The following is a 24,981-nucleotide window of genomic DNA, read 5'->3' on the forward strand; positions in this document are numbered from 1 at the left end:
GGCTTACCCGGTAGCTGCGCCCGCCGTCTTGAGCATCCGGCGCAGGATCTTGCCGGAGGAGGACTTTGGCACCGCGTCAATGAACTCGACCCGGCGGATCTTCTTGAAGGGCGCCACCCTGGCCGCCACATAGTCCATCACCGCAGCCTCGTCGAGGCCCTCGCCGTCGTTCCCGGGCTGGCGCACGACAAACGCCATCGGCACCTCCTGTCCGTCGGCGTCGGACGTTCCGATCACCGCGGCGTCGGCGATGCCGGGGTGGGTGAGAAGCAGCGCCTCAAGCTCCGCCGGGGCGATCTGGTAGCCCTTGTACTTGATCAGTTCCTTGAGCCGGTCCACGATCGTGACCACGCCGTCGGCGCGGACGGTGGCGATGTCCCCGGTGCGCAGGAAGCCGTCGGTGTCGAGGGTGTCCGCCGTTTCCTCGGGCCGGTTGAGGTAGCCGAGCATCACGTTCGGTCCGCGGCACAGCAGGTGTCCGGGGGCGCTGGTGCCCTCGGCCGGAATTTCGATATCCTCCCCGGTGGCCGGATCCAGCAGCCTGCAGTCCATATTGGGGACGGTGTATCCCACGGAGCTGACGGGCAGCTCCGTGGCGTCCACCGGGATCAGGTGGGACACGGGGCTCATCTCGGTCATGCCGTAGCCCTGCAGCACCCGGCAGCCAAGGCGCTCCGCCAGCCTGCCGCCCAGTTCACCGTCGAGCGGGGCCGCGCCGGACAGGGTGGTGTGGACGGAGCTGAGGTCATAGTCGGCGACCATCGGGTGCTTGGACAGGGCCACAGCCACGGGCGGTGCGATGAACAAGTAGCTGCACTTTTGGTTTTGGATGATCCGCAGGAACTCGGCCAGCTCGAATTTCGGCATCGTGACCAGGCAGGCACGCTGGCGCAGGGCAAGGTTCAGCAGCACGGTCAGCCCGTAGATGTGGAAGAACGGCAGGAGGGCCAGCAGGCGGTCCTCCGGAGTGACCTGGAGCAGCCCGCGGGACTGCTCCGCGTTCGCCACGAGGTTCCGGTGGCTGAGCATGACCCCCTTGGGCCGGCCGGTGGTCCCGGAGGAGTACGGGAGCACGGCCACGTGGGTGGCCGGATCGAAGCTGACGTCCGGCGCTGGGGCGCCCGCCGCCAGGAGGTCCCGCAGCGAGGGATGGCCGGCGGCGCCGTCGAGAACAACGAGCCGTTCGGCCGGGATTCCGGCCCGGGTGGCGGCTTCCTGCGCTGCGGGGAGCAGCGCGGAGACGGTAAACAGCCACTGAGCGCCGGCGTCGGCGAGCTGGAGGGCGATCTCGTCCGCCGTGTACAGGGAGTTGACGGTCGTGACCGTCGCGCCGGCGCGCAGCAGTCCGTGGAAGACGACGGCGAACGCCGGGACGTTGGGACACAGGACCGCCGCGACGCCGTGGACGCCCAGGCCCTGGGCGGCGACGGCTCCGGCCACGGCATCGATCTGCCCCACGAGGGCCCGGTAGCTGATCTCAGCGCCGCTCGTGCCGTCGACGACGGCGATCCGGTCCAGGTCCGCATCCTCCAGGCCGCCAAAAAGGTAGTCATACAGGCTGACGTCGGGGATTTCCACATCGGGGAACGGGCTCGAAAACACGCAACATCTCCTTTGATCCGCGTCCGCCCCGCTGGCGGCGGCTGCTGCCACTCTAGTGCCGGCGGGCCTGCCTGGACAGGACCGCGCCGAGCCGCGCCCCAATGCCCGGGCAGGATCATGCGGATCACGGCCGGCACGGCAACCGCGTCACAGCCATGCGCGTTCACCGCCAGGCCGATCGTGTGATCGCATTCCTGGACGACGGCTCCACGGACGGTGCCCCCACCACGTTCTCCCATGGCCTGGGCATGCCCGGCGGCACGGAGCGCCGTCCGCGACGCCAGGAAAGCCGTTGCCACCGCGTGCATCATGGGCTCGCTGGCGTGATGTTCGCCGACACCGCCGCCATGGCCGGGATCTGCCGGGATCCGGCCATGGCCGAACTGCTGTCGAATTACCCGGGCAGCTAGGCCGCAGGGCCGAGGTCCGCAACCACCAACCCCGCCGCTGAGCATGCCCAGCGGCGGTGCCTGGCGTTCCCGCCCGCTTACTGGCGTATGGAGCGCGGATCAGCCCCGCCGCAGCCCGGAACTCCGCGGACGCCGGGTAGGAACGGCTGAAGTAACTGGGCTGGAGCGCCGTGCCTCCTGAAAAATGGGCCGGTCAAGGCGCGGGGCAGTAGGGAACGAGTCCAATCAACGCATCAGCCGGCGACCCAGCACGGAATGGCGCGATCCGGCCCGGGTCCCTGCGGCTCAGTCGAGCAGCAGGGCGGGTTCTTCCAGGATCGACGCGACGTCGGCCATGAACCGCGCCGAGAGGTCGCCGTCCACCACGCGGTGGTCGAAGGAGCCGCCGAGGGTCGTGATCCAACGCGGAATCACCTCGCCGTCAAGGACCCAGGGCTTCTGCTTGATGGTGCCGAAGGCCACGATCGCCACTTCGCCGGGATTGATGATCGGCGTGCCCGTATCGATGCCGAGGGCACCGATGTTGGTGACGGTCAGGGTGCCGTCCTGCATCTGCGCGGGCTGGGTCCTGCCGGCCCGGGCGGTCGTGGCGAGCTCGTTCAGGGCCAGGGCCAACTCCTTGAGGGACAGGTCCTGGGCGTTCTTGATGTTCGGGACCATCAGGCCACGGGGAGTGGCGGCGGCGATTCCGAGGTTCATGAAGTGCTTGACATGGATCTCGGCGGAGTCGCTGCCGTCCGGGTTGTCCACCCACGTCGCGTTGACGCTGGGGTTGCGGGCCGCGGCCCAGATGACGGCCTTGGCGAGGATCAGCAGCGGTGAGACCCTGATGCCTTCGAAGTCGCGGGAGGCCTTGAGGCGCTTGACGAACTCCATGGTCCGGCTGGCGTCGACGTCGACGAAGATACTGACGTGCGGCGCCGCGAACGCGGACTCAACCATGGCCCGCGCCGTCGCCTTGCGGACGCCCTTGACCGGGATCCGTTCGATCCGCTGTCCCTGCGGGCGGCCTGTCCTGCCCCAGAAGGTGTCCGCCTGGTCTACCTCGGCGTCGCGCTGCGCCTGGTAACTCACCAGGTCCTCGCGGGTCACCTCGCCGCGGGCGCCGGTAGGGACGACGTCGGCCAGGTCGATGCCCAGGTCTCGGGCGATTTTGCGCACGGGAGGCTTGGCCAGGACCCTGCTGACCAGGCCGCTGATGGCCCCGCCGAGGGTGGGACGCTGGTCGATGCCGTCCGCAGGGGCGGGGCCCTTCGCGTGGGCGACGGCCTCCGGGCTGATCCAGATATCGTGCGCCTCCACAGGCTCGGCGAGCGGGGCCGGCCCGGCGACGGAGTCCGACGCGGCCGCCGGCTGCGCGGCGGGTGCGGCCACCCGCCGGCGGCGCTTGACGGCGTCGGCCTTGGGACCGGAGCCCACCAGGGGACCGACGGCCGCGCCCCCGGCCGATTCACCGGCGCCCGAGGAGTCCGCTTCCAGCTTTCCGTACAGCGGAGCATCGGGTGCCGGGTCTGAGGCCGGAGCCGGGGCGGCCGGGCCGGAGGGTGCAGAGTCGCTCACGCTGATGATCGGGGTCCCGACGTCGACGCTCAGGCCCTCGGGGACGAGGAGCTCGGTGACGGTGCCGGCGAACGGCGAGGGCAGCTCAACGAGGGATTTTGCGGTCTCGATTTCGCACAGGACATCGTTGATGGCCACAGTGTCGCCGGGTTTGACCTTCCAGGCGACGATCTCGGCCTCGGTCAGCCCTTCGCCCACATCGGGGAGGTTGAACTTGTGAAGAGTCATGGTGTCCTTGTTGGGAGAAGGTGCCTCAGCGGGAAGCGGCCAGCGGGAAGGGGGCGCGGTCAGTAGGAAAGGGCGCGTTCCAGTGCCTCGAGGATGCGGTCGATGTCCGGGAGGTAGTCTTCCTCCACCTTGGCCACCGGATAGGGCATGTGGAAGCCGCCGACACGGATGACGGGCGCCTCGAGTGAGTGGAAGGCACGCTCGCTGATCCGGGCCGCGATTTCGCCGCCGACGCCGCCGAACGTCGGGGCCTCGTGGGCCACAATCAGACGGCCCGTCTTTTTGACGGAGTCGGTGACGGTGTCGAAGTCGATCGGCGAGATGGAACGCAGGTCGACCACCTCGACGCTGTGGCCGTCCTCGGCCGCGGCGTTGGCAGCTGCCAGGGCGACCGGGACCAGGGGTCCATAGACCACGACGGTGGCGTCTGTTCCCTCGCGGAGCACGTGTGCCTTGAACGGGTCCGCGGAGGGTCCGGGCGATTGCGTGTCGACCTCGCCCTTGAGCCAGTAGCGCCGCTTCGGTTCGAAGACGATCACGGGGTCCTGGCAGTCGACGGCCTGTTGGATCATCCAGTAGGCGTCGTGCGGGTTGGACGGGGTGATGATCCGCAGGCCGGCCGTGTGGGCGAAGAGCGCCTCCGGGGACTCCGAGTGGTGCTCGATCGATCCGATGCCGCCGCCGTAGGGGATCCGGATGACGACCGGCACGGTCAGGTTGCCGTTGCTGCGGGCGTGCATTTTTGCCAGCTGGGTGGTGATCTGGTTAAAGCCCGGGAAGACGAAGCCGTCGAACTGGATTTCGCAAACGGGCAGGTAGCCGCGGAGCGACAGCCCGATCGCGGTGCCGATGATGCCGGACTCCGCCAGCGGGGTATCCACCACGCGGTCTGCGCCGAACTCCGCGATCAGGCCGTCGGTGATGCGGTACACGCCGCCCAGGGGTCCGATGTCCTCGCCCATGAGTAGGGCACGGGGGTTGTTGTTCAGCGTCGCGCGGAGGCCTTCATTGATGGCCTTGGCAATGGTCATGGTGGTCATCAGTTGGCCGCACCTTCTGCCCGGGCTGTCTCCGCGGGTCCTGCCTCATCGGCGAAGCCCGCGCTGTACTCCTCGAACCAGGCCAGCTCCTCTGCCACGAGCGGGTGGGCCTCCACGTAGGTGTTGGCGAAGGAAGTCCGGATGTCCGGAGTTTCGAGATCGTAGGTGGTCTTGCGGACGTAGGCGGCGAGTTCGTCGCCGTCGGCCCTGACCTGCTCGAAGAAGGCGTCATCGGCCATTCCCCCGGCGCGGAGGTACTTCTCCAGGCGCTCCAGCGGATCCTTCGCCCGCCACCGGTTTTCCTCCGCGGATTCCCGGTATTTGGTGGGATCGTCGGCCGTGGTGTGGGCGCCAACACGGTAGGTGAATGCCTCGATCAACACCGGGCCCCCGCCCTGGCGGGCACGCTCCAGCGCCCACTCGGTGACGGCATGGACGGCGATCACGTCGTTTCCGTCCACCCGGATGCCCGGGAATCCGTAGCCCTTGGCCCGGTCGGCGAGCGGGATGCGGGTCTGCACGGAGCTGGGCACGGAGATCGCCCAGTGGTTGTTTTGGCAGAAGAACACCACGGGGGCCTTGTAGGACGCTGCGAAGACCATGGACTCATGGACGTCGCCTTCGGAGCTGGCGCCGTCGCCGAAGTAGACCATGACGGCAGCCTTGGGCTCCGCGGCCTGGCCAGTTCCGCCCGCGAGTGCGGACAACGCCGCGAACTTCTGGTCGCGCTGGATCCCCATCGCGTAGCCGACCGCATGCGGGGTCTGCGCCGCGAGGACCAGGGTGTAGAGGTGGAAGTTGGTGTCCTTGGGGTTCCAGCCGCCGTTGGAGACGCCGCGGAACTGGCGCAGCAGCTCGGCCAGGTCAACGTTGCGGGTGAGGGCGACGCCGTGTTCGCGGTAGGTGGGAAAGATGTAGTCCTGCGGCTGGCTGGCCCGGCCGGATCCGATCTGGGCGGCCTCCTGACCGGTGAGCGGAACCCAGAGGGCCAGCTGGCCCTGCCGCTGCAGCGCGGTTGCCTCCACGTCGAAGCGGCGGATTTTCGCCATGTCGGCGTAAAATCCGCGCAGCTTCTCCGGATCGAGCCGTTCGGCGTAGTCCGAGAACACGGGATCGGAGCCGAACGTGCCATCGGGTGCGAGGAGCTGCACCATCGGCTCGGCCGGATCGCCCAGGCGGGCTTCGGCCTCCGCCTCGAGCCGGTCCTCAATGCCGGTTCCATCGAACTCGGTAGAGGGCAGATGTGTGGCGCCCATACCGTCTCCTTGCCTGCCGCATCCGAATGCGCCGCAATCGCTGGGGTATATGCCGGACCGGTAATACATTCCCGGTCCGGCATATATATTGGCTTACTCGTCCCTACTTTATCCGCAGCCGCCTGGCCGCGGCCGTCATGTTAAGCGCTAGGAACGCCGCGGCGGTTTTGTATAGATCGCACAGAGTTCCAGGAAGCGGGTGTTGGCCTCGGGCTCGCCGACACTGACCCGCACTCCCTCGTTGGCGAAGGCGCGGACGGAGAGGGCCCGCTCCCCCGCCAGGGTCGCGAATTCCGCACTGTCCGCCCCCAGATTGAGCCAGACGAAGTTGCCCTGGGCCTCAGGCACGAACCAGCCGAGGCCCCGCAGGCCGGCGGTGACGCGGTCCCGTTCGTCCACGAGGCTTTGTACCCTTTCTACAACCTCGCCGAAGTGCTCCAGCGAGGTCACCGCCGCGATTTCGGCGATCTGGGACACCGCGAAGGGGGTGGCCGAGACGCGCAGGTGCTGCGTGAGGTCCGGTTGGGAAACGCTGTAGCCGACCCGCAGCCCGGCCAGGCCATGCGCTTTGGAAAAGGTCCGCAGGACTGCGACGTTGGGGTACTTCCGGTACATTTCGATCCCGTCGACGGCCTGCTCGTCACGGACGAATTCCTGGTAGGCCTCATCGATGACCACGACGACACCGGAGGGAACCCTTTTGATGAAGCGCTCGGTTTCCTCGGTGGTCAGAATCGGCCCGGTGGGGTTGTTGGGCGTGCACAGCAGGATCATCCGGGTGCGCGCCGTTACCGCGGCGGCCATGGCGTCGAGATCGTGGCGGCCCTCGCTGGTCAGCGGGATCCGGACGCTCTCGGCGCCGGCCAGGCCAACGCAGATCGGGTACGCCTCGAAGGAGCGCCAGGCGTAGATGACCTCGTCGGGCTTGCCGTCTTCGTTCTGCCCGGCGAAGGTGGCCAGCAACTGGTTCAGCGCCCCGAGGCTTCCTGCGCCGGTGACGATGTCCTCGGCGGGAACCGCCAGGAACTGGGAGAGCGCGCCGCGCAGCTTGCTGCTCAGCGGATCCGGGTAGCGGTTGAAGTCGGTCTGCGCCGCGATGGCCTGCTGCACTGCGGGGATCGGGGGCAACGGGTTTTCGTTGGAGGAAAGCTTGTAGCTGACCAGTCCCTCGACGGGGACCGGCGGTTTGCCGGCCGCGTAGCGGGGAAGGAGGTCTACCACCGGACGGGGCCTGATGCCCCCGGCCGTGTTCTCTGATGAAGTCATGCCAACTAGCCTACTTCGGGTCCATGCCCCACTCGGGTCTCTGCCACAAGAGGGGGATATGGTCCCTGCCGCCGCCGCCGGGCCTGTGACAGCATGAGCCAATGCGCTCATTTATCGTTCGAGTCGTCGTCAACGGGCTGGCCCTGGCCATCGCGTGTTGGATCCTCACCGGCCTGGATATCTCCACCGCGGGCAGCAGCACCGTCAGCATCATTTTGGGCTATCTGTTCATCGGCTTGATCTTCGGCCTCGTCAACGCCTTCGTCAAGCCGATCGTCAGTCTCCTGTCGCTGCCGATCACCATCCTCACCCTGGGCCTTTTCACTGTTGTCATCAACGCGGGGATGCTCTACCTGACGTCCTGGATCAGCAGCTACACGACCGTGCACTTCACCATTGATTCCTTCTTCTGGACGGCGGTGTTCGCCGCGCTCATTATCAGTGCGGTGTCTCTCGTGGCTGGCTTCCTCCCCGCGCTCGACCGCTAGGGCAGGGTGCCCGGAACCCCGGCGCGGCCCGGGCCCGGAAGGCGGCGCGGGAATGAGGGGCGGGAACGAGGCGCGGGAATAGGTCCCTAGGCCGCTGGCTGCCGGGCGGAATCCGGGGGAGTTCCTCCCGGGCTGCGCCGCGGCCCCGGGGCGACGGGCGTTCCCGGCTGGGTCGGCATGGCTTCCCGCCGGAGCGAGAAGCGGGTCACCGTAGCGGTTCCGCCCGCGCCGACCACGGCCGCGAGCGCGGCGGTCGAGGCCTGGAGTGACGGATCCTGGCTGGCCGCGACGTCCCGGGCGCCGTCTGCGTAGCGGCCCATGGCGTGGCCTGGCCCCATCCCTGGCTCCAGCCATTCGCGTTCGGGGATCGGAGTGGTCAAAGTGACGGTCACCCGATCCTTGAGGTCGGGGTTGGGCGTCCCGTCCGCCCCGGGCACCCAGTCCTGCTCGTGCTCTAGGTGCAGGCTGCCGGTGCCTGGCCCGGGCTCGATCCCGCCCACCGGGGAACCTGCCGTGAGCACGAACTTGAGCTCGTAGTCGGCCAAAAACGCCTTGTCACGGCCGAGGTTCATGGCGTGGATGCCGCCCTGGCTGTAGCCGACGGCGGCCACTTGGTCGCCCGCCTCGGCGCCGGCCTCCGCCAGGGCCTGACGGATGGCCGCGGTGGTCTGGGCCGAGTCGTAGCCGAGGCCCTCTGCAATGCCGGCGGCGTCGAAGGGATTGGTGCCCTTCGGCAGTCCGTCCAGCTGCGTTCCGGGGATGATCACCACCCAGGCGCGGTTGCCGTGCTCCCCCAGTTGGAGGACCTCGATATCGCCGCTGCTCCGGCCGACGGCCCCGGCCCGCAGCAGCAGCCCGGCCGGGGAGACATCGGCCTCCTCCGTCCGGGTCTCCCGGCCCGCGATCCAGACGGGCCGGGGCCGCAGGAAGTCCAGGCCCGGCGCGTCCGTCAAACCGCGGATCGCGGCCCGGACACCGCCCGCCGGTCCCCCTGCCGCTGAAACGCCCGCCGGCAGACCCAGCAGCAACGCCAGCCTTCCGGGCGCCAGCGAGAACTCGTCCTCCACCGTGTCGCGGACGGTCAGCGGCGGCAGACCAGCCAGCCCCCACAGTGGCCCGTATCCGGGTCCGGTCCGACCGATCCGCAGGAGCAGGGTGTTCGTGGCTTCGGCGGACTCGTACTCCCGGTGGCTCGCCCGGACCTCAGCGCAGAGACGCTCGAGCTCCGTCCGGACGCGGCCGAGGGCCCGGGCTCCCTCCCCGACGGCGGTAATCGCAGTGCTGCCGGAGGAGTACGAATCAAACTGGTAGGGGAACAGGGCGCGGCGCACCAGTTCTGCCTCCGCCTCCGCTTCCGCCAGTTCCCGGACGACCCCGTCCAGGGCCGAGGCCCCTGCCAGCAGCTCCTCGAACGAGAAACTGAGGCCGCCCACTCCGCCCCGGATCCGCAGCATCCCATCCACCGGAGCGGCGGGGTTGGGCACTCCCCCGGCGCCGGCCGGCGAAACCTCCGCCATCAGGGCCCCGGCCGCCCCGGGGACAGTGCCACGTTCCGGGCGTGCCGGAGTACGGCGGCAGCGGCCTCCTCCAGGGCTGCCCGGCACCGACGCAGGGACGCCGCCTGCAGGGACACCGCCGTCCGGTAGGCGCGCCCGGCCGGGGACTGCCAGCTCTGCAATTCGACGCGGACCAACCGGGCCAGCACAGCATCGGTGCGGTCTGCGCAGGCGCCCACCCGGGCGGCAAGTTGCTGGACCTCGTAGCTGCGCGAGGCGCACGTTGCGGCATCAGAGGCCCGGACACCCCCCGCGGACGGCCCGCCGCCCCCGGCGTTGTTGCCGGTGTTCACGTTGTCGCTGGTGTGTGGGCGCTCCCGCTGGTCATAACGTCGACGTTAGGGGTCCCGGCGCGCGATCTGAAGCTCCCCGCGCGGCCATGTGGACAACTGCCGGTGGAACCGCAGGGGAGCACCGCGAAATCCCGGCCGGAAGTCACATGGATCGGCGCGCTTAAGGCGCGGCGGGACTTCGTGAAAGAATCGGGGCATGCCTGAAACTGCCGCCACAGCCGATACCCGCACGCCGTCCGGACGCCTGGCCCTTGCCGCGTCTTCACAACAGATCGCGCTCGGCCCGCTGGACGGCCGGTACCAGTCCGCCGTCGCGCCGCTGGTCGACTATCTCTCCGAGGCCGCCCTCAACCGCGACCGGGTCGCCGTCGAGGTGGAATGGCTCATCCACCTGACGGGCACCAGCGTGCTCCCCGGCGCCGGACCGCTGACGGCAGAGCAGCAGGAGAAGCTGCGAGCCGTCGTCACCGAATTCGACGCCGGCTCGGTTGCCGAGCTGGCTGACATCGAAGCCGTCACCGTGCACGACGTCAAGGCCGTCGAGTACTACATCGGACGCCGCCTGCCCGGGATCGGGATCGACCACCTGACCGCCATGGTGCACTTCGGCTGCACCTCCGAGGACATCAACAACCTCTCCTACGCCCTGGGCATCAAGGGCGCCGTGGAGGACGTCTGGCTGCCCTCCGCCCGGCAGCTGGTCGCACAGATCAGCGCCATGGCCGGGGACAACCGGGCCGTGCCGATGCTCTCGCGCACGCACGGCCAGCCGGCCACCCCCACCACCCTCGGCAAGGAACTGGCCGTCATCGCGCACCGCCTGACCCGCCAGCTGGACCGCATCGCCCGGACCGAGTACCTCGGCAAGATCAACGGCGCCACCGGCACCTACGCGGCGCACGTGGCCTCAGTCCCCGGCGCCGACTGGGAGCACGTCGCCAAGAGCTTCGTCGAAGGACTGGGCCTGAGCTGGAACCCGCTGACCACGCAGATCGAAAGCCACGACTGGCAGGCGGAACTGTACGCTGACGTCGCACGGTTCAACCGGGTCCTGCACAACGTCTGCACGGACATCTGGAGCTACATCTCGATCGGCTACTTCGTGCAGATCCCGGTCGCGGGCGCCACCGGCTCCTCCACCATGCCGCACAAAGTCAACCCGATCCGCTTCGAGAACGCCGAGGCGAACCTGGAGATTTCCTCCGGGCTGCTGGATGTCCTGGGTTCCACCCTGGTCACCTCCCGCTGGCAGCGGGACCTCACCGATTCCTCCTCGCAGCGCAACATCGGCGTGGCATTCGGCCATTCCCTGCTCGCCATCTCCAATGTGGCCAAGGGCCTGGACCGTCTGAAAGTTGCGGAGGACGTGCTGGCGGCGGACCTCGACACCAACTGGGAAGTCCTTGGCGAGGCCATCCAGATGGTCATGCGCGCCGAGGCCATCGCCGGCGTCGAAGGCATGGAAAACCCCTACGAGCGGCTCAAGGACCTGACCCGCGGGCAGCGCGTCGATGCGGCCAGGATGCAGGAATTCGTCCAGGGCCTGGGCCTGTCGGCGGACGCCGAAGCTCGGCTGCTGGCACTCACCCCGGGCAAGTACACGGGCATCGCGGACAAGCTGGTGGACCACCTGGCATGAGGCTTCTGCTTATCCGCCATGGCCAGACACCGGGAAACGTCCTGGGCCAGCTGGACACTGCCCACCCGGGCCCCGGGCTCACCGCGCTCGGCGAACGGCAGGCCGCCGCGCTGGCGCGGTCCCTGGCGAATGAGCAGATCGACCTTCTCTATGCCTCCACGCTGATCCGCACCCAGGTCACGGCCGCGCCGCTCGCCAGCCTCCGCGGCCTGGAGGTCGAGGTGCTGGAGGGCCTGCGGGAGATCGAAGCCGGGTCCCTGGAGAAGCTCACCGACAAGGAATCGCACCTGCGCTACCTCGGCACCGTGTTTGGCTGGGCGGCCGGGGAACTGCACCGCAGGATGCCGGCCGGGCCCAGCGGGCACGACTTCTTCGAACGCTACGACGCCTCGATCACACAGATCGCCGCCGCGGCCGCAGCGACCGGCGACGCCGCGACGGTGGCCGTGGTCAGCCACGGCGCCGCGATCCGCGTCTGGGCGGGGCTTCGGGCCGGCAATGTGGAGGCCGGCTTCGCTGCCCGCCACGTCCTCGCCAACACAGGGATTGTGGCTTTGGAAGGGGATCCCGACGCCGGCTGGCGGCTCATCCACTGGGACGACAGTCCGGTCGGCGGCCTGGCACTGGTGGACCCGACGGCGGAGGACCCCGCCGGCGGCAGGCTGTAGCGGAATTCTCCGAACCCTTACGCGCAGGAAACACGGCCGAAACCGGCGGTGCCTAACGTCGATCTGCATAACCCTTCGGCGAAGCGAGGCAGCCATGCAGACGAACCCGCGGCTCACCATCCGGCAGGTCACCTGGGCCAACCCGGTGGGCGCGGATCTCCGCGCAGCCCAGCAGTCCGAACTCGATGCCCGCTTCGGCACGAGCGACCACGAACCCGGCCCGCCGCCGTCGGAGGCTGACACGGCTGTGTTCCTCGTCGCCCACGACAAGGCGTCCGGACAGCCTGTGGGCTGTGGCGGCCTGCGCATCCTCGACGCGCACACCGCCGAGATCAAGCGGCTCTACGTGCTCCCGTATACCCGCGGTTCCGGCGTGGCCAGCTCCATCCTCGCGGCCCTGGAAGCGCACGCGCACAGCCTCGGCATCACAGTCATCACCGCGGAGGCCGGCTCGGTGCAGACTGACGGCAGGCAGTTCTACCAGAACTCCGGCTTCGTGCCGGTGCCGAACTTCGGCCCGTACATCGGGGTGGAGCACTCCTACTGCTACGAGAAAGCGATCGACTCGCACAGTGCCGCACGCACCGCCATGGCCTGAACCGGCTCAGCGTTCGACGCCGTCAGCCGGCACCCGACCCAGGTTTGGGGTCATGCCGTGCGCCGCATCCCCCACCAGCACCGCACCGTCCCGCTGGTAGCTGCCGGGGAAGGGCACCGTCCACACCCGTTGTGCCAGCGTCTGCCGCGGAGTCGCGGCCGCCAGGACGCGGCCGCCAGGACGCGGCCTATTCCGGCCGCCCGGCCGGACAACCGTGCCCGGGCGTGCGCCAGGGTCGCCTCGACGTCGATGCCACCGGAACCCAGTCCCGACCGGTAGGAGGCATACCAGTAGGTCCGGCCGCGGGACGCGGGCGTGATGCCGAACAGCTGCCCGCGCCCCCAGTATTCACCGCCGCCGCCGGGCGGCACCGGTTCGTCGATGATGCCGCGCAACGCAAGATAGGGGCTGAGCCTGGCCCTGCTGCGTTCGCCCCAGCTGGACTGGTCGAGATGGGGCCTAGGGCTCCCGCGTCCGTTGCGGGCCGAACCGGCTGTCCCGTCAGGTCCAGAAGTCGTCGGTCTTGGCCGTGTCTTCGGAGAACTCCCGCCCCTCCGCAATCTTTCCCCCGCGGATCACAAACGCGATGACAGTGGCCAGGTCCAAGGTTTTGCCGTTGCTTTCTCCGCGGGTCTGATGGATCGCTATCGTGTGGTTTTCCCCGCCGACAATGTCCTGGACAGTGGCCTGGAAGGACCCCTGCGTGCGTGCTCCCAGTTCACCGAAGTACGCCAGGACAGCATCACGCCCCTGTTTGGTCCCCGACAGAACGCCACTTCCGGCAACGTGCCAGACTGCGTTCTCCGCGAACAACTCGCTGAGGGTCGCCATATCTCCTGCGTTGAAGGCCTCGTACCCCCGCCGGACCAGTTCAACATTCTCTGCAGTTCCCATGTCGGGCACCTTTCCGTCATCTTTGTCGGTTGGGACGAATAAAGGCTATTCCTGGTCCCCGGGCATGTCGAGGGATCCCTGTCACCGCCGGGAACGCGGCCGGCGAACCTGCGGGAAAGCAGGGCGCTCCCGGATGTTCACCGCGGGTTGACGCCGCGGGCGCCGGACGTTCACCCGGACGCACCAGACTCGGTGGCCAAGGTCAGGCTATTTTATCGATTTGATAGTCATGACCGCTAAATCCGGCGTCCGCCGCTATAGGCTGGCCGGACAAATGCCATCTGGCCCCGTTCAGAAATGAGTCTCACCCGTGCGCAGATTGAAAACCATGGTTGCCGGCGCCGTCGCCGTCGCCCTTCTTTCCGGTTGTGGAGCGGGCGCCGCAGCCCCCGCCGCGTCCGGAACAGCTACCGGACCCGCCGCCGTCGCCCCCTCGGGGCCGCCCTCCGGCGAGACACTGATCGTCTACACCAATTCCAACGGTGAAGGCCGCGGCGAGTGGCTGACGACGAAGGCAGCAGCGGCCGGCTTCAAGATCGAAATCGTCGGCGCCGGCGGCGCGGACGCCACCAACAAGCTGATCGCGGAGAAGAACAATCCGATCGCGGACGTCGCCTTCGGGCTCAACAACATGTACTTCGAGCAGGTCAAGGCAGCCGGCGCCATCGCACCGTTCACCCCCGCCTGGTCCGCGGAAGTCGACACCGCCAAGGGTGACCAGTCCGACAGCAAGGCGTACTGGCCGCTGGTCCAGCAGGCCATCCTCCTCGGCTACAACACGGAGAAGTTCAGCGCGGACGAGGCCCCCAAGGACTGGACCGATCTGTGGACCCAGGACAAGTTCAAATCCCGCTACGAGCGGGTCACCGGCCTCGGGACGGCCACCGCGCAGCTGGTCTTCGCTGGCATTCTGACGCGCTACAAGGACGACGGCGGCGACCTGGGCGTCTCGGACGAAGGGTGGAAGCAGGTCGAAGCGTACTTCAAGAACGGGACGCCCGCAGTGGCCAAGACCGACCTTTTCGCCCGCATCGCCTCGGGGGAGACGGACATGGGACAGATGGCCTCCTCAGTCATTCCCGAACGTGAAAAGTCGTTTAACGTCGACGTGGCGACTGTGATGCCTTCCGTTGGAGTGCCGCTGGCCATCGAGCAGGTTGCCCTGGTGAAGGGAACCGACAAGCAGGATGAGGCCCTGAAGTTCATCGACTGGTTCGGCAGCGCGAAGACCCAGGGTGAATGGGCCCAGCAGTTCAACTCCATGCCGGTCAACAAGGCAGCCGCGGCCAGGGCCAAGCCCGAAGTCGTCGAATTCTTCAACACGCTCAAACAGCAGGACATCGACTGGAACTTCGTGCAGGAGAACATGGGCGCCTGGGTGGAAAAGATCGAACTGGAATACATGAGCTGACCCGTGCATGGGCTGCGGCCGGCCGGCTGCAGCCCATGCCTTTACCGCCAGATACCCCGCTTCGCCGCCAGCACAGGACAGGTTGCCATGATCCGTTTCGAGAACATCGAAGTCACCTTCGGCGACTTCACCGCCATCCCCAACCTCGATCTCCAGGTGGAACCGGGGGAATTCTTCACGCTGCTTGGACCCTCGGGCTGCGGAAAGACAACCGCGCTCCGCACCCTGGCGGGATTCATTGAGCCGTCCGCCGGGGAGGTCTACGTCGACGGCAAGGCCGTCACCCGGCTCCCGAGCGATAAGCGCCAGGTCGGCATGGTGTTCCAGAACTATGCCCTGTTCCCCAGCATGAGCGTGTGGGAGAACATCGCCTTCGGCCTCCGCGTGCGCAAGGAGAAGCCGGCCGAAAGTGACCGCCTCGTCCGCGACATCGCCCGGCGGGTTGACCTGTCCGAGGACCAGCTGCGCAAAAACGTGGCAGAGCTCTCCGGCGGACAGCAGCAGCGCGTCGCCGTCGCCCGGGCGCTCGTATTGCAGCCCAAGATCCTGTTGCTCGATGAGCCGCTCTCCAATTTGGACGCCAAGCTTCGCCACCAGCTCAGGCAGCAGCTCAAGGATCTCCAGAGCGAATTCGGCATCACCACGGTTTACGTCACCCATGACCAGGACGAGGCCCTGGCGATGAGTGACCGGGTGGCCGTCTTCAACAAGGGGGTGGTGGAGCAGATTGGCACTCCGCAGAGCATCTACGACGAATCCGCCACCGAGTTCGTCTGCAATTTCATCGGGGACAGTTCACGCCTGACCGCCGGGTTCGTCGCCGAGCTGAACCGGCAGTCAAGTCACGTCCTCGATCCCACGGCCAACTCCTACCTTCGCGTGGAAAAGGCATCGCTGGATCCCGCCGGCGGCAACGGCTCGGCTGTCCCCGTGCAGGGAACCGTCGTCTCGAAGACCTATCACGGCCTGCACAGCCGGTTCATCGTCCGCTGCCACGACGCCGATATCCGGCTGCTGGTGAAGGAGGATGGCGGGACCCATCCGGCCACGGGCAGCCAGACCACGGTGTATGTCCAGCCCTCCCATGTCCTCCAGTACCATCCGGAAACAGGTGTCTCACTCGGAAACCGTCTGCAGGAAGTGACCAGCCTGTGAGCACGGGGGGCGGCTCGAACGGCGGGAGCACCCGGAGCATGCTCCGTTCCCCCGCAGTCCTGATCGTCGGGATCGTACTGACCTGGTTCATTGCGGCTTTTCTCGTCTGGCCCAATGCCAATGTGCTGATCCAGACCTTCTTCCCGGACGGGAGCTTCTCCGGGCGCGCCGCCGAAAAGCTCTTCTCCTCCCAGCGGGCAATGAAAGCCCTGGGCAACAGTTTCCTGCTGGCGGTCGCCTTGTCCATCACGGTCAACGTGGTGGGAATCTTCATTGTGCTGGTGACCCAGTACTTCAGGATCCGCGGCTCAAGGGTCCTGTTCCTCGGTTACGCCACCACCTTCATTTACGGCGGCATTGTGCTGGCGGCGGGCTACAAGTTCATCTACGGGGACAAGGGGATCGTGACCGGTTTCCTGGTGGGATTGTTTCCCGGCATGGATCCCGGCTGGTTTTCCGGTTTCTTTGCCGTCCTGGCCGTCATGACGTTCGCCACCACGACGAACCACATGCTGTTCGTCACCAACGCGCTGAAGGGCGTGGATTACCAGACCATCGAGGCGGCCCGGAACATGGGGGCCTCCACCTGGACCATCCTTCGGCGGATCGTCCTGCCGATGCTCAAGCCGACACTCTTCGCCGTCACCGTCCTCTCGTTCCTGACCGGCCTCGGAGCCCTGAGCGCACCGCAGGTCCTCGGCGGCCGGGAATTCCAGACCATCACGCCAATGATTCTCACCTTCAGCAATAGCCCGACGTCGAGGGACCTCGCAGCCCTGCTCGCCGTGATCCTCGGTGTGGCCACCATCCTGATGCTGGCGGTCATGACCCGGATGGAAAAGGGCGGAACGTACTTCTCGGTTTCAAAAGTCTCCTCCGGACTGCAGAAGCAGCAAATCCGCAATCCCGTGGCCAACGCTCTTGTCCACACCGCCGCGTACCTGCTGTTCGCCGTTTACACGCTGCCCGTGGTGCTGATCGTGCTGTACTCCTTTGCCGACGGCGCCGCGATCCAGACCGGCCAGCTGCTGCCGGGGAGCCTGACCCTCGATAACTACAGCCGGGTTCTCACCCAGCCCTCGGGCCTGCGGCCGTTCATCATCAGCATCGTTTACAGCGCACTGGCCGCGCTGATCGCCGTCGGAGGCCTGCTCTTTGTGGCCCGGCTCCTGCAGAAATACCGCAACTGGGTGACGTCGGTCGTGGAGTACCTCCTCCACATCCCGTGGATTCTCCCCTCCGCCCTGCTCGCCCTGGGCCTGATCCTCAGCTACGACCACCCGAATCCGCTGGTGGGCGGCGCCGTCCTGACCGGGACCACGGTGATCCTGCTCATCGCCTTCGTGACCGTCAAGATCCCGTTCACACTGCGGATGCTCAAGGCCTCCTTCACCTCCGTCAACTCCTCGCTCGAAGAAGCTGCCAACATCATGGGGGCCAAAACGCTGTACGTGTTCCGCCGGATCCTGCTGCCGATCGTCCTGCCGGCAGCCGCGGCGATCACGGCGCTCAACTTCAACAGCATGCTGGACGACTACGACACCGCCATCTTCCTGGCCCATCCGCTGTACCAGCCCCTGGGCCTGGTGATCAAGGCCAACACGGACGGCGCCGAGGGTGTCGACGGGGTCTCCAACACCTTTGTCTACACGGTGCTGCTCATGGTCATCACGGGTGTGACGATGTATCTGGTCTACGGCCGGGCGGGCCGGAAGTCCGCCAAAGCCGCGGGGGCAGGAACGAATAAGGGGAGTGCGACGCCGGTCCTGGTCGAAGCCGCGCCGGCCGAATCGGTGCGCGTCCCCTAGCCCGCCGGGCGCCGGGCGCCGGTGTCAGTGCGCACCCGGTGTCAGTGCGCACCCGGCCAGCCGGTGTAGGCCTCGGCGAGGTAGGCCCGGCCGTGGCGGGATGAGACCACCGAGTTGAGCTCGCCGAGTTGGCGCGCACGGGCGAAGTCGCCCGCATCCACCGGGGTGTGCAGCATGGACGTCATCCAGTAGGAGAACTGCTGGGCCTTCCACACCCGGTCCAGGGCGCGGTCGCTGTAGGCATCCAGGAGCACGGTGTTCCCGGTCTTGTAGAAACTGTCGAGACCTTCAAACAGCACCTTGACGTCGTGCAGCGCCAGGTTCAGGCCCTTGGCCCCGGTCGGGGGGACGGTGTGGGCGGCGTCGCCGGCGAGGAACAGCTTGCCGTGCCGCATCGGGGCGTGCACGAAGCTGCGGAACTTCAGGACCGTCTTGTCGATGACCGGCCCCTCCTTGAGTTCGAAGCCGTTGCCGTTGACCCGGCTGCGGAACGCATCCCAGATCCGGTCCTCGCTCCAGTTGTTGACGTCCTCGTTCGGGTCGCACTGGAAGTACATCCGCTGGACGGTCTCGGTCCGCTGGCTGATCAGGGCAAAGCCGTTCTCGGAGTTGGCGTAGATCAGTTCGTCGGAGCTGCGCGGTGCTTCGGCCAGGATTCCGAACCAGGCAAAGGGGTACTCGTGGAAGTACCACTTGCGCTGGGCCTCGGGGATCTGGAAACGGCTGTGGCTGCGCGAGCCGTCCGCTCCGGCGATGAAGTCAGCCCGCAGCTCCCATTCCACGCCGTCGGCATCGGTGAACCAGACCTTCGGTGCGCCTTCGAGGTCATGGACCGTGGTGTCGGTGACGCTGTACCGGACGTCGCCGCCGTCGGCCTGGCGGCGTGCGGCGAGGTCGAGGAAAACGTCGGTCTGGGGATAGAGCCAGACGGACTCGCCGACGAGGTCCTGAAAGTCGATCCGGTGGCTCTCGCCGTTGAAGCGCAGTTCGATGCCGTCGTGCCGGTCGCCGTCGCGCAGGACGCGATCCGAGACGCCGCTGTCCACGAGCATGTTCACGGAGCCGTGCTCCAGGATGCCCGCGCGGACGGTTTCCGAGATTTCCTGGTGGCTGCGGATCTCGATTACGGTGGAGTCGATTCCCTGCTGGGCCAGCAGGTGGGAAAGCATCAGCCCTGCCGGGCCGGCGCCCATGATGGCGACCTGGGTGGTGATGACCTTGCGGTGTGCCATGGTGTCCTCGCTTCGTTGCGGGGCCCCGGCCGGTGGGCGCCGGGTGCCGTGTGGTTTTCTGGCTCCAGTGTGCGCCCGGACACGTGATGGAAGTTACACGGATTCCGCTGAATGGAATTCATTCTCCCCCGTTGCGCCCTGCAGCTGCCGGCCGATCCCGCGGGCAGCGGTCTGCAGGGCCGGGACCAGCGCCTGGAGCCGCACCTCGTGCAGGGGAACCACGACGCCGAGCGCCGCCACTGTGCGGTGTCTCGCGTCCCGCACGGGGACGGCAATCCCCCAGGTGTCCGGGTCCACGACGCCGGCCAGCTGGGCAAAGCCGTGTCGGGCCGTTTCCTGGAGCAGGATGCGGACGTCCCCCGGCTGGACCTTGCCGGCAGGATCGTGAAACTGGTGAAGGTACGCCGCCTGGACCGGCGCCGGCTGATTGGCCATCAGCGCCAGCCCGGCAGATGACACGTGCACCGGCATCCGTCCGGCGATCTGGGCCCGGTTCGCCACGGAGCCGCGGCGGGAGAGGCGCTCGACGAACAGCGCTTCCCAGCCCTCCAGCACGGCCAGGTTCACGTTCTGGTTCAGCACCTGCTGGATGTCCTCCATAAAAGGCATGGCGGCCTGGCGGAGGGCCAGGGTGGGCGAATTCCGGTTGACGAGTTCCCACAGGCGCAGGCCGAGCCGGACGGATCCCCCGCTGCCCAGTTCCAGGAGCCCGTGCCCGGCCAGCTGCCGGACCAGACGGTGGGCGGTGCTCAGCGGTAGTGCGGCCCGGTCCGCGAGCTCGGAGAGCGGGAGCACGGTGACGCCCGCGGGGAACGCCGAGATCACCCTGACCACGCGGTCCACCACCGAGTCCCCTGTGCTCGAGTTGGCCACGATTCCTGCTTCCTGGGAACGTCACGGGGTGACCCCGGCATTCCATTGAACGGTTTGTAGTGTCCCAGATTACACGTGGTGGTGATAGAACTCTCGTGTCGGAAGCAGCCGAAGTGCCCGTTGACGCGCACCGGAACCCGCCGCTCCGGACTTAGCCTTCCCACCCGCTCGACGCCGAGCCCTACCTTTGAGGTTGCCATGCCAATGACGTCCGCTGACCGCACTTCCCGCTGGCCCGTCTGGCTTTGCTGGCTGGCCATGGTGCTTGACGGCTTCGATCTGGTGGTGCTGGGCACCGTCATCCCGACGCTGATCAAAACGCAGGAACTCGGGTTCGACGCCGTGGGAGCCACCCTTGCCGCGACGATTTCCCTGGTGGGCGTGGGGCTGGGCGCGCTCTTCATCGCCCCGCTCTCGGACCGGTTCGGCCGCCGCCGGCTGCTGATCGCCTGCGTCGCCTGGTTCTCCGTGTTCACCCTCGCGGTGGTGATCGCCCCGAACGTCCTTGTGTTCAGCACGTTCCGGCTGCTGGCCGGCCTGGGTCTCGGCGCCTGCCTGCCCGCCGCGCTGGCCTACATGAACGACTACGCCACCAAGGAGGGCTCGGCCGGCCGGTCCACCACGAGAACCATGACCGGCTACCACGTCGGTGCCGTCATCACTGCCTTCCTGGCACTCCTGCTGATCCCCAACTGGCGGACAATGTTTGTGATCGGCGGCATGGCCGGGCTGGCGCTCCTGCCGTTCCTGTGGTTCAAGCTGCCCGAGTCCCTGCCCCCGGTCAAGGAGGCGAACGAACCTACGGAGGCGGCAAGCTTCCGCGACCTCGCAAGGAAGCCCTACCCCGTGGTGGCAGCCGGCATCGGGGTCGCGTCCTTCATGGGGCTCCTGCTCGTCTACGGCCTGAACACATGGCTTCCGCAGCTGATGGCTTCGGCGGGCTACTCCATCGCCGCGGGCATCGGGCAACTTCTGGTGCTCAACGTTGGCGCCGTCGTCGGGCTCGTCATCGCTGGCATCCTCGCGGACAAACACGGCGCAAAAAAGGTGGTGCTGCTCTGGTTCGGCCTGTCGGCTGTCCTCCTTGCCGTGCTGAGCATCAAGATTCAGAACGAGCTGCTCCTCAACGCGGCGGTGTTCGTCACCGGCGTCTTCGTTTTCAGCTCCCAGGTCCTCGTGTACGCCTGGGTGAGCCAGCTCTTCCCCAGCCGTCTGCGGGCCACGGCATTGGGCTACTCTGCCGGCGTCGGCAGACTGGGTGCGATCCTCGGCCCCGCCGTGACGGGGACCCTGGTGGCAGCCGGCATCGCCTACCCGTGGGGTTTCTACACCTTTGCTGGAGCTGCCGTGATTGCCGTGGCGGCGCTGGCCATTGTGCCGCAGCGGATTTCCCACGAGGCGCCCCTGGCAGGGGAGCCGGCCCCCGGGGAGGCCTTGGGCGCCAGGCGGCGCCCCGAAGATCCGGGCGAGCATACCGCCGGGTGATGGACATCTCGGAGCCGAACTGGCAGTCGGGGATGAAATCGTCGGCGTCCGTTGGCGGGTTCAGGGCCGTCACCGCCGCTACAGGGCCCGGCTGAGGCTCCGGCGCAGGAGCCAGGCGCCCAGCACGAGCAGCGCGGCGGCCATGCCGGCCAGCACGCCCAGCTCGGGCAGGACGTCACCGAGGGTGCCGTCCTGGCGCTGGATGGCGGCCAGCGCCTCATAGGCCCAGCGGTGCGGCGTGGCGAAGGAGATCGCGGCCAGCGTTTCCGGGAAGAACTCGGGCGGCACCATGCAGCCGCCCAGGCCCGCCAGGACGAGCCCGCCCCCCACGCCCACGCCGGCGGCGGCGGTGTCGTTGTCCATCACCGAGCCGACGATCATCGCGGCGGCTGCCGAGACGGCGCAGAAAAGCACCAGCACGAGCGCAGAGAGCCACGGGTTGCCCCAGTCGACGCCGAACAGCAACGCGGTGCCGACCATGATGAATCCGCCCTGGACGAAGGCGATGGCGAAGCGTCCCAGTGCCTGCCCGGCCACGACCTGGCCGCTGGACACCGGGGCGGACATGGTCCGGCCGACGACACCGAAGCGCCGCGCCTGGATCAGGGTGGCCGCGCCGGTGAGTGAGCTGAGGAAGATAAAGAGCAGCAGCTGCTGCGAGGCGCCGAGATCGAACTTCCCCAGTCCCCGGAACTCCTGCACGACGTCGCCGGTGTCCACGATCTCCACCGTCGGCGCCGCCACCTGCGCGGCGGCCCGTTCCAGGGCGGTGCGGGCCTGCTCCTCGGGGATTCCGGCGACGGTCAGGGCAGCGAGCTGGCCCCGGTCCAGACCCACCGCCTGCATAGCCTTGCGGACCAGCTGCAGCACAGGCTGGGCGGAGGACTGCGAGGCCATCACCACGTCGAGCTCCGCCGGCTGCCCGGCGTCGAAAGCGTCCGCGTCGGCGTCCTCAAGGAAAACGCCGACGTCGGTGCGGCCGCGACTGAGGTCCGCCCGGGCCGCGTCCGCGCCGCTTGCCGTGACGTCGACGCCGGAGGACTCCAGCTCGGCGGTCAGGGCCTGGGCGAGCGAACTGCCGGGTCCGGCGATGCTCACCCGGGGCTGGCCGCTGCCGGCACCGAACTGCGAACCGAGCAGCAGGATGAGTATGAGCGGAAAGATGAAGACGAAAAAGAGGTTCGACTTGTCCCGCAGAAAACGCCGCAGCTCCACGGCGGCGATCGCGACCACGGCGCTCATGCCTGCGCCCCCCGGTCCGGGAGGACTCGCGAGAGGAGCAACCCGGCCGCGGCGAACGCCAGCATGACCGCGACCGGACCCGTCACGTCCCCGAGGCTTCCGCCCCCGGCCGAGATCCCGAGGCCCCGGATGAACGCACCGATCGGGTTGAGGTCCAGCAACGTTGCAGCGAAGCCGGTGCCCTCGACCGGGAAGAAGGCGCCCCCCGCGATCCCCAGCACCATCGCCAGGATGGACTGCGCCGCGTTGGCCTGCTCCGCCGTCCGGACCAGCCGCGCGACGACGAACGTCAGGCTGGTCGCGGCAGTCACGACGCTCAGAATCAGCGCGGCCACCACGAGCGGGGAGCCGAAGGAGACGCCGAACAGCTGGGAACCGGCGGTGAGCAGGACGGCGGTGGCAACGACGCCCAGGATGAAGCCGGTGCAGGCCTTGGCCGTGATCACGGCGGCGCTGGTGACAGGCATCGACCGCAGCCGGGCCAGGGTCCCCTGCTCCCGCTCCGCGAGCAGCCCCAGCACTCCGAATCCGACGGTGAACATCAGGAACAGCCCGGCCTGGCCCGCCACGAGCGTGCCGCGGAGCGAGAGTTGTTCCGCGGCGGCCTGCCCTTCAGCCAGGGTGAGCAGGGCCGGTCCGGCCGCGGCCTGCCGGGCAAGCGCCGCGAGATCCTGCTGCGGCAGGCCGGAAAGGCCGCCCGCGGCGGCGGTCACCGTGCCGGCGGCGAACTGGTCCACGACCCCCTGGACCACGGAGATCAGCACGCCGGATTCCAGCGAGGCGTTGTCACCCTCGACCAGCTGGACCGACGCGGCCCGTCCGGAGAGCACCGCGTTGCTGAAGCCCTCGGGAATAATGATGCCGAGGTCGGCGCCGCTGGCCCCGGTCTCGTGGCGGACGTCCGCGGCGGGAACCCGCTTGATGGTGACATCCATGATCTCAAGTGAACCAACGGCGCCCAGCAGCGCGGCACCCAGCTGGTCGGCGTCGTCCGCGCTGGCGACGACGGTGGCCGGCTGCAGGTCAACGGTGTCCTCACCGAGTCCGCCGAACACCAGGCTCAACACCCCCATGAGCGCGAGCGGGACGATGAGGGAGAAGATGAAGACGGACTTGTCCCGGATGCGCTGGCGCAGGTCGTTCGCGACCATGATCCACAGACCGGGCATCTCAGTCCCTCAGCGCTTTGCCGGTCAGGTGCAGGAAGACGGACTCCAGGTCGGGCCGGACAATCTCTACCGACGCAACGGACATTCCGGCCAGCCCGGCGCCGGTCACGATCCCTGCGAGTGCGGTGGGTCCGTCGCTGACGGTGAGGATAAGTCCGGCCCCGTCGTTGTCGACGTGCTGGACGGCCGGCAGCCCGCGCAGGGCCTCCGAGGCCCGGGACATGCTGCCGCTGCCGCGCAGGTTGATCCGGTCCACACCGCCGGTGAGTGTGATCAGCTCGTCCCGGGTCCCCTCGGCCTGGATCCGGCCCTCGTCAATGATCGCAATCCGGTCGCAGAGCCGCTCGGCCTCCTCCATGTAGTGCGTGGTGTAGAGCACCGCCATGCCCTCGCCGGAGAGCCTTTCCACGGATTCGAGGATGGCGTTGCGGGACTGCGGATCCACCCCGACCGTCGGTTCGTCCAGGATCAGCAGGGCTGGGCGGTGGAGCAGGCCGATGCCGATGTTCAGCCGGCGCTTCATGCCGCCTGAATACTTCTTGGTCAGGTCACCGGCACGGTCGCTCAGGCCGATCAGCTCCAGCACCTCGCTGGTGCGCTGGGTGAGCTCCCTGCCGCTGAGCCCCTGCAGCCGTCCGAAGAACTTCAAGTTCTCCCGCGCGGTCAGATCCGGGTAGATGGCCAGTTCCTGCGGGACCAGGCCGATAACTCGCTTGGCCTCCGTCTCGGACGGGGTCATGGCCCGGCCCGCCACGCGGACGGTTCCCCCGTTGGCGGGGATCAGGCCCGCGACCATGGAGATGATGGTGGTCTTGCCGGCGCCGTTGGGTCCCAGTAGCCCGTAAGTCTCGCCGGTGCGGATCTGGAAGGAAACGCCGTCGACGGCGGTCAGCTCCCCATAGTGCCTGACCAGTCCGCTGACGTCCAGCACGTCCCTGGTTTGTGTCCGTAGTACATCCACCAGCAATCCCCCAACGCTTTCGTTTAGTCCAGACTAGCCTCGGGGTCCGGCCGGGCAATAGACAGGGACCTTGGACCCGGTGCCGTGTCCCCCGTGCGCCAGTGGACGGGCCTGGTTGCGGGCCAGCCGGGTCGGGGACGGGCCGGG

At 67.9% G+C, this 24,981-nt stretch carries 22 protein-coding genes; 9 read left to right on the plus strand and 13 right to left on the minus strand.

All coding sequences use genetic code 11. From position 1 onward, the window contains the following. Positions 1-3 precede the first annotated feature (3 nt). On the minus strand, positions 4-1,602 hold the full coding sequence (locus ACZYZ3_RS04175; protein WP_463962580.1) for an AMP-binding protein: 1,599 nt from the start codon (positions 1,600-1,602) through the stop codon (positions 4-6). 182 nt (positions 1,603-1,784) lie between these two features. On the opposite strand from ACZYZ3_RS04175, the gene ACZYZ3_RS04180 reads away from it, so the two are divergent. Beyond that, entirely contained in the window at positions 1,785-2,012 is a 228-nt protein-coding gene (locus ACZYZ3_RS04180; protein WP_463962581.1) for a hypothetical protein, read from the plus strand. 285 nt (positions 2,013-2,297) lie between these two features. On the opposite strand, the gene ACZYZ3_RS04185 is transcribed toward ACZYZ3_RS04180, so the two are convergent. From ACZYZ3_RS04185 to ACZYZ3_RS04200, 4 genes are all read right to left on the minus strand, one after another. After that, positions 2,298-3,800 (minus strand): dihydrolipoamide acetyltransferase family protein, encoded by a 1,503-nt coding sequence (locus ACZYZ3_RS04185; protein ID WP_463962582.1) that lies wholly within the window; start codon positions 3,798-3,800, stop codon positions 2,298-2,300. 59 nt (positions 3,801-3,859) lie between these two features. Next, on the minus strand, positions 3,860-4,840 hold the full coding sequence (locus ACZYZ3_RS04190) for an alpha-ketoacid dehydrogenase subunit beta (protein ID WP_463962583.1): 981 nt from the start codon (positions 4,838-4,840) through the stop codon (positions 3,860-3,862). After that, entirely contained in the window at positions 4,840-6,096 is a 1,257-nt protein-coding gene (gene pdhA / locus ACZYZ3_RS04195; protein WP_463962584.1) for a pyruvate dehydrogenase (acetyl-transferring) E1 component subunit alpha, read from the minus strand. The genes ACZYZ3_RS04190 and pdhA overlap by 1 nt, the downstream gene beginning before the upstream one ends. 147 nt (positions 6,097-6,243) lie before the next feature. Continuing rightward, entirely contained in the window at positions 6,244-7,362 is a 1,119-nt protein-coding gene (locus ACZYZ3_RS04200; protein ID WP_463962585.1) for a histidinol-phosphate transaminase, read from the minus strand. Positions 7,363-7,463: 101 nt separating this feature from the next. Between ACZYZ3_RS04200 and ACZYZ3_RS04205 the strand changes: the two genes are divergently transcribed. Then, on the plus strand, positions 7,464-7,850 hold the full coding sequence (locus ACZYZ3_RS04205) for a phage holin family protein (protein ID WP_463962586.1): 387 nt from the start codon (positions 7,464-7,466) through the stop codon (positions 7,848-7,850). Between the two features lie 86 nt (positions 7,851-7,936). Here the strand turns inward: ACZYZ3_RS04205 and ACZYZ3_RS04210 are convergent, their stop codons facing one another. Next, positions 7,937-9,367 (minus strand): hypothetical protein, encoded by a 1,431-nt coding sequence (locus ACZYZ3_RS04210; protein WP_463962587.1) that lies wholly within the window; start codon positions 9,365-9,367, stop codon positions 7,937-7,939. Next, positions 9,367-9,699: a hypothetical protein gene (locus ACZYZ3_RS04215; RefSeq protein WP_463962588.1), complete on the minus strand. Its 333-nt coding sequence runs from the start codon at positions 9,697-9,699 to the stop codon at positions 9,367-9,369. The genes ACZYZ3_RS04210 and ACZYZ3_RS04215 overlap by 1 nt, the downstream gene beginning before the upstream one ends. Positions 9,700-9,895: 196 nt before the next feature. Here ACZYZ3_RS04215 and purB point away from each other — a divergent pair, with 196 nt between their 5' ends. The 3 genes from purB (at position 9,896) to ACZYZ3_RS04230 (ending at position 12,604) form a co-directional block, all read left to right on the plus strand. Further along, positions 9,896-11,338, plus strand: coding sequence for an adenylosuccinate lyase (gene purB, locus ACZYZ3_RS04220; protein ID WP_463962589.1), 1,443 nt, complete (start codon positions 9,896-9,898; stop codon positions 11,336-11,338). Further along, positions 11,335-12,006, plus strand: coding sequence for a histidine phosphatase family protein (locus ACZYZ3_RS04225; RefSeq protein ID WP_463962590.1), 672 nt, complete (start codon positions 11,335-11,337; stop codon positions 12,004-12,006). Before purB ends, ACZYZ3_RS04225 begins: the two co-directional genes overlap by 4 nt. Before the next feature lie 94 nt (positions 12,007-12,100). After that, a complete protein-coding gene (locus ACZYZ3_RS04230; protein ID WP_463962591.1) occupies positions 12,101-12,604 on the plus strand; it encodes a GNAT family N-acetyltransferase in 504 nt (167 codons plus the stop codon). A gap of 501 nt (positions 12,605-13,105) precedes the next feature. Here the strand turns inward: ACZYZ3_RS04230 and ACZYZ3_RS04235 are convergent. After that, positions 13,106-13,498, minus strand: coding sequence for a nuclear transport factor 2 family protein (locus ACZYZ3_RS04235; RefSeq protein WP_463962592.1), 393 nt, complete (start codon positions 13,496-13,498; stop codon positions 13,106-13,108). A 328-nt stretch (positions 13,499-13,826) separates the two neighbouring features. Between ACZYZ3_RS04235 and ACZYZ3_RS04240 the strand changes: the two genes are divergently transcribed. From ACZYZ3_RS04240 to ACZYZ3_RS04250, 3 genes are all read left to right on the plus strand, one after another. Further along, positions 13,827-14,909 (plus strand): extracellular solute-binding protein, encoded by a 1,083-nt coding sequence (locus ACZYZ3_RS04240; RefSeq protein ID WP_463962764.1) that lies wholly within the window; start codon positions 13,827-13,829, stop codon positions 14,907-14,909. An 87-nt stretch (positions 14,910-14,996) separates the two neighbouring features. Next, a complete protein-coding gene (locus ACZYZ3_RS04245; protein WP_463962593.1) occupies positions 14,997-16,064 on the plus strand; it encodes an ABC transporter ATP-binding protein in 1,068 nt (355 codons plus the stop codon). A 38-nt stretch (positions 16,065-16,102) separates the two neighbouring features. Further along, positions 16,103-17,872: an ABC transporter permease gene (locus ACZYZ3_RS04250; RefSeq protein ID WP_463962594.1), complete on the plus strand. Its 1,770-nt coding sequence runs from the start codon at positions 16,103-16,105 to the stop codon at positions 17,870-17,872. Between the two features lie 41 nt (positions 17,873-17,913). On the opposite strand, the gene ACZYZ3_RS04255 is transcribed toward ACZYZ3_RS04250, so the two are convergent. Next, positions 17,914-19,104 carry a 4-hydroxybenzoate 3-monooxygenase gene (locus ACZYZ3_RS04255; RefSeq protein ID WP_463962595.1) on the minus strand — a complete coding sequence of 397 codons (1,191 nt, stop codon included), beginning with the start codon at positions 19,102-19,104 and terminating at the stop codon, positions 17,914-17,916. 93 nt (positions 19,105-19,197) lie between these two features. Further along, positions 19,198-19,977, minus strand: a complete 780-nt coding sequence (locus ACZYZ3_RS04260; protein WP_463962596.1) for an IclR family transcriptional regulator — start codon at positions 19,975-19,977, stop codon at positions 19,198-19,200. 204 nt (positions 19,978-20,181) lie between these two features. Here ACZYZ3_RS04260 and ACZYZ3_RS04265 point away from each other — a divergent pair, with 204 nt between their 5' ends. Next, the gene (locus ACZYZ3_RS04265; protein ID WP_463962597.1) at positions 20,182-21,462 is read left to right on the plus strand and encodes an MFS transporter; all 1,281 of its coding nucleotides are present in this window, start codon (positions 20,182-20,184) and stop codon (positions 21,460-21,462) included. Between the two features lie 78 nt (positions 21,463-21,540). Here the strand turns inward: ACZYZ3_RS04265 and ACZYZ3_RS04270 are convergent, their stop codons facing one another. From ACZYZ3_RS04270 to ACZYZ3_RS04280, 3 genes are read right to left on the minus strand one after another with little or no spacing between them, the layout of a single operon-like run. Continuing rightward, on the minus strand, positions 21,541-22,704 hold the full coding sequence (locus ACZYZ3_RS04270; protein ID WP_463962598.1) for an ABC transporter permease: 1,164 nt from the start codon (positions 22,702-22,704) through the stop codon (positions 21,541-21,543). Next, positions 22,701-23,873, minus strand: a complete 1,173-nt coding sequence (locus ACZYZ3_RS04275; protein WP_463962599.1) for an ABC transporter permease — start codon at positions 23,871-23,873, stop codon at positions 22,701-22,703. The genes ACZYZ3_RS04270 and ACZYZ3_RS04275 overlap by 4 nt, the downstream gene beginning before the upstream one ends. A 1-nt stretch (position 23,874) precedes the next feature. Next, positions 23,875-24,834, minus strand: coding sequence for an ABC transporter ATP-binding protein (locus ACZYZ3_RS04280; protein ID WP_463962600.1), 960 nt, complete (start codon positions 24,832-24,834; stop codon positions 23,875-23,877). Positions 24,835-24,981 lie beyond the last annotated feature (147 nt).

This window comes from Pseudarthrobacter linnaei (assembly GCF_055412825.1).

Coding starts and splice junctions, on each gene's coding strand:
- ACZYZ3_RS04190 (WP_463962583.1), bottom strand. CDS start 4,840: ATGACCACCATGACCATTGCCAAGGCCATCAATGAAGGCCTCCGCGCG.
- ACZYZ3_RS04200 (WP_463962585.1), bottom strand. CDS start 7,362: ATGACTTCATCAGAGAACACGGCCGGGGGCATCAGGCCCCGTCCGGTG.
- ACZYZ3_RS04240 (WP_463962764.1), top strand. CDS start 13,827: ATGGTTGCCGGCGCCGTCGCCGTCGCCCTTCTTTCCGGTTGTGGAGCG.
- ACZYZ3_RS04265 (WP_463962597.1), top strand. CDS start 20,182: ATGACGTCCGCTGACCGCACTTCCCGCTGGCCCGTCTGGCTTTGCTGG.
- ACZYZ3_RS04255 (WP_463962595.1), bottom strand. CDS start 19,104: ATGGCACACCGCAAGGTCATCACCACCCAGGTCGCCATCATGGGCGCC.
- ACZYZ3_RS04185 (WP_463962582.1), bottom strand. CDS start 3,800: ATGACTCTTCACAAGTTCAACCTCCCCGATGTGGGCGAAGGGCTGACC.
- ACZYZ3_RS04235 (WP_463962592.1), bottom strand. CDS start 13,498: ATGGGAACTGCAGAGAATGTTGAACTGGTCCGGCGGGGGTACGAGGCC.
- pdhA (WP_463962584.1), bottom strand. CDS start 6,096: ATGGGCGCCACACATCTGCCCTCTACCGAGTTCGATGGAACCGGCATT.
- ACZYZ3_RS04275 (WP_463962599.1), bottom strand. CDS start 23,873: ATGCCCGGTCTGTGGATCATGGTCGCGAACGACCTGCGCCAGCGCATC.
- ACZYZ3_RS04270 (WP_463962598.1), bottom strand. CDS start 22,704: ATGAGCGCCGTGGTCGCGATCGCCGCCGTGGAGCTGCGGCGTTTTCTG.
- ACZYZ3_RS04250 (WP_463962594.1), top strand. CDS start 16,103: ATGCTCCGTTCCCCCGCAGTCCTGATCGTCGGGATCGTACTGACCTGG.
- ACZYZ3_RS04230 (WP_463962591.1), top strand. CDS start 12,101: ATGCAGACGAACCCGCGGCTCACCATCCGGCAGGTCACCTGGGCCAAC.
- ACZYZ3_RS04245 (WP_463962593.1), top strand. CDS start 14,997: ATGATCCGTTTCGAGAACATCGAAGTCACCTTCGGCGACTTCACCGCC.
- ACZYZ3_RS04210 (WP_463962587.1), bottom strand. CDS start 9,367: ATGGCGGAGGTTTCGCCGGCCGGCGCCGGGGGAGTGCCCAACCCCGCC.
- purB (WP_463962589.1), top strand. CDS start 9,896: ATGCCTGAAACTGCCGCCACAGCCGATACCCGCACGCCGTCCGGACGC.
- ACZYZ3_RS04225 (WP_463962590.1), top strand. CDS start 11,335: ATGAGGCTTCTGCTTATCCGCCATGGCCAGACACCGGGAAACGTCCTG.
- ACZYZ3_RS04205 (WP_463962586.1), top strand. CDS start 7,464: ATGCGCTCATTTATCGTTCGAGTCGTCGTCAACGGGCTGGCCCTGGCC.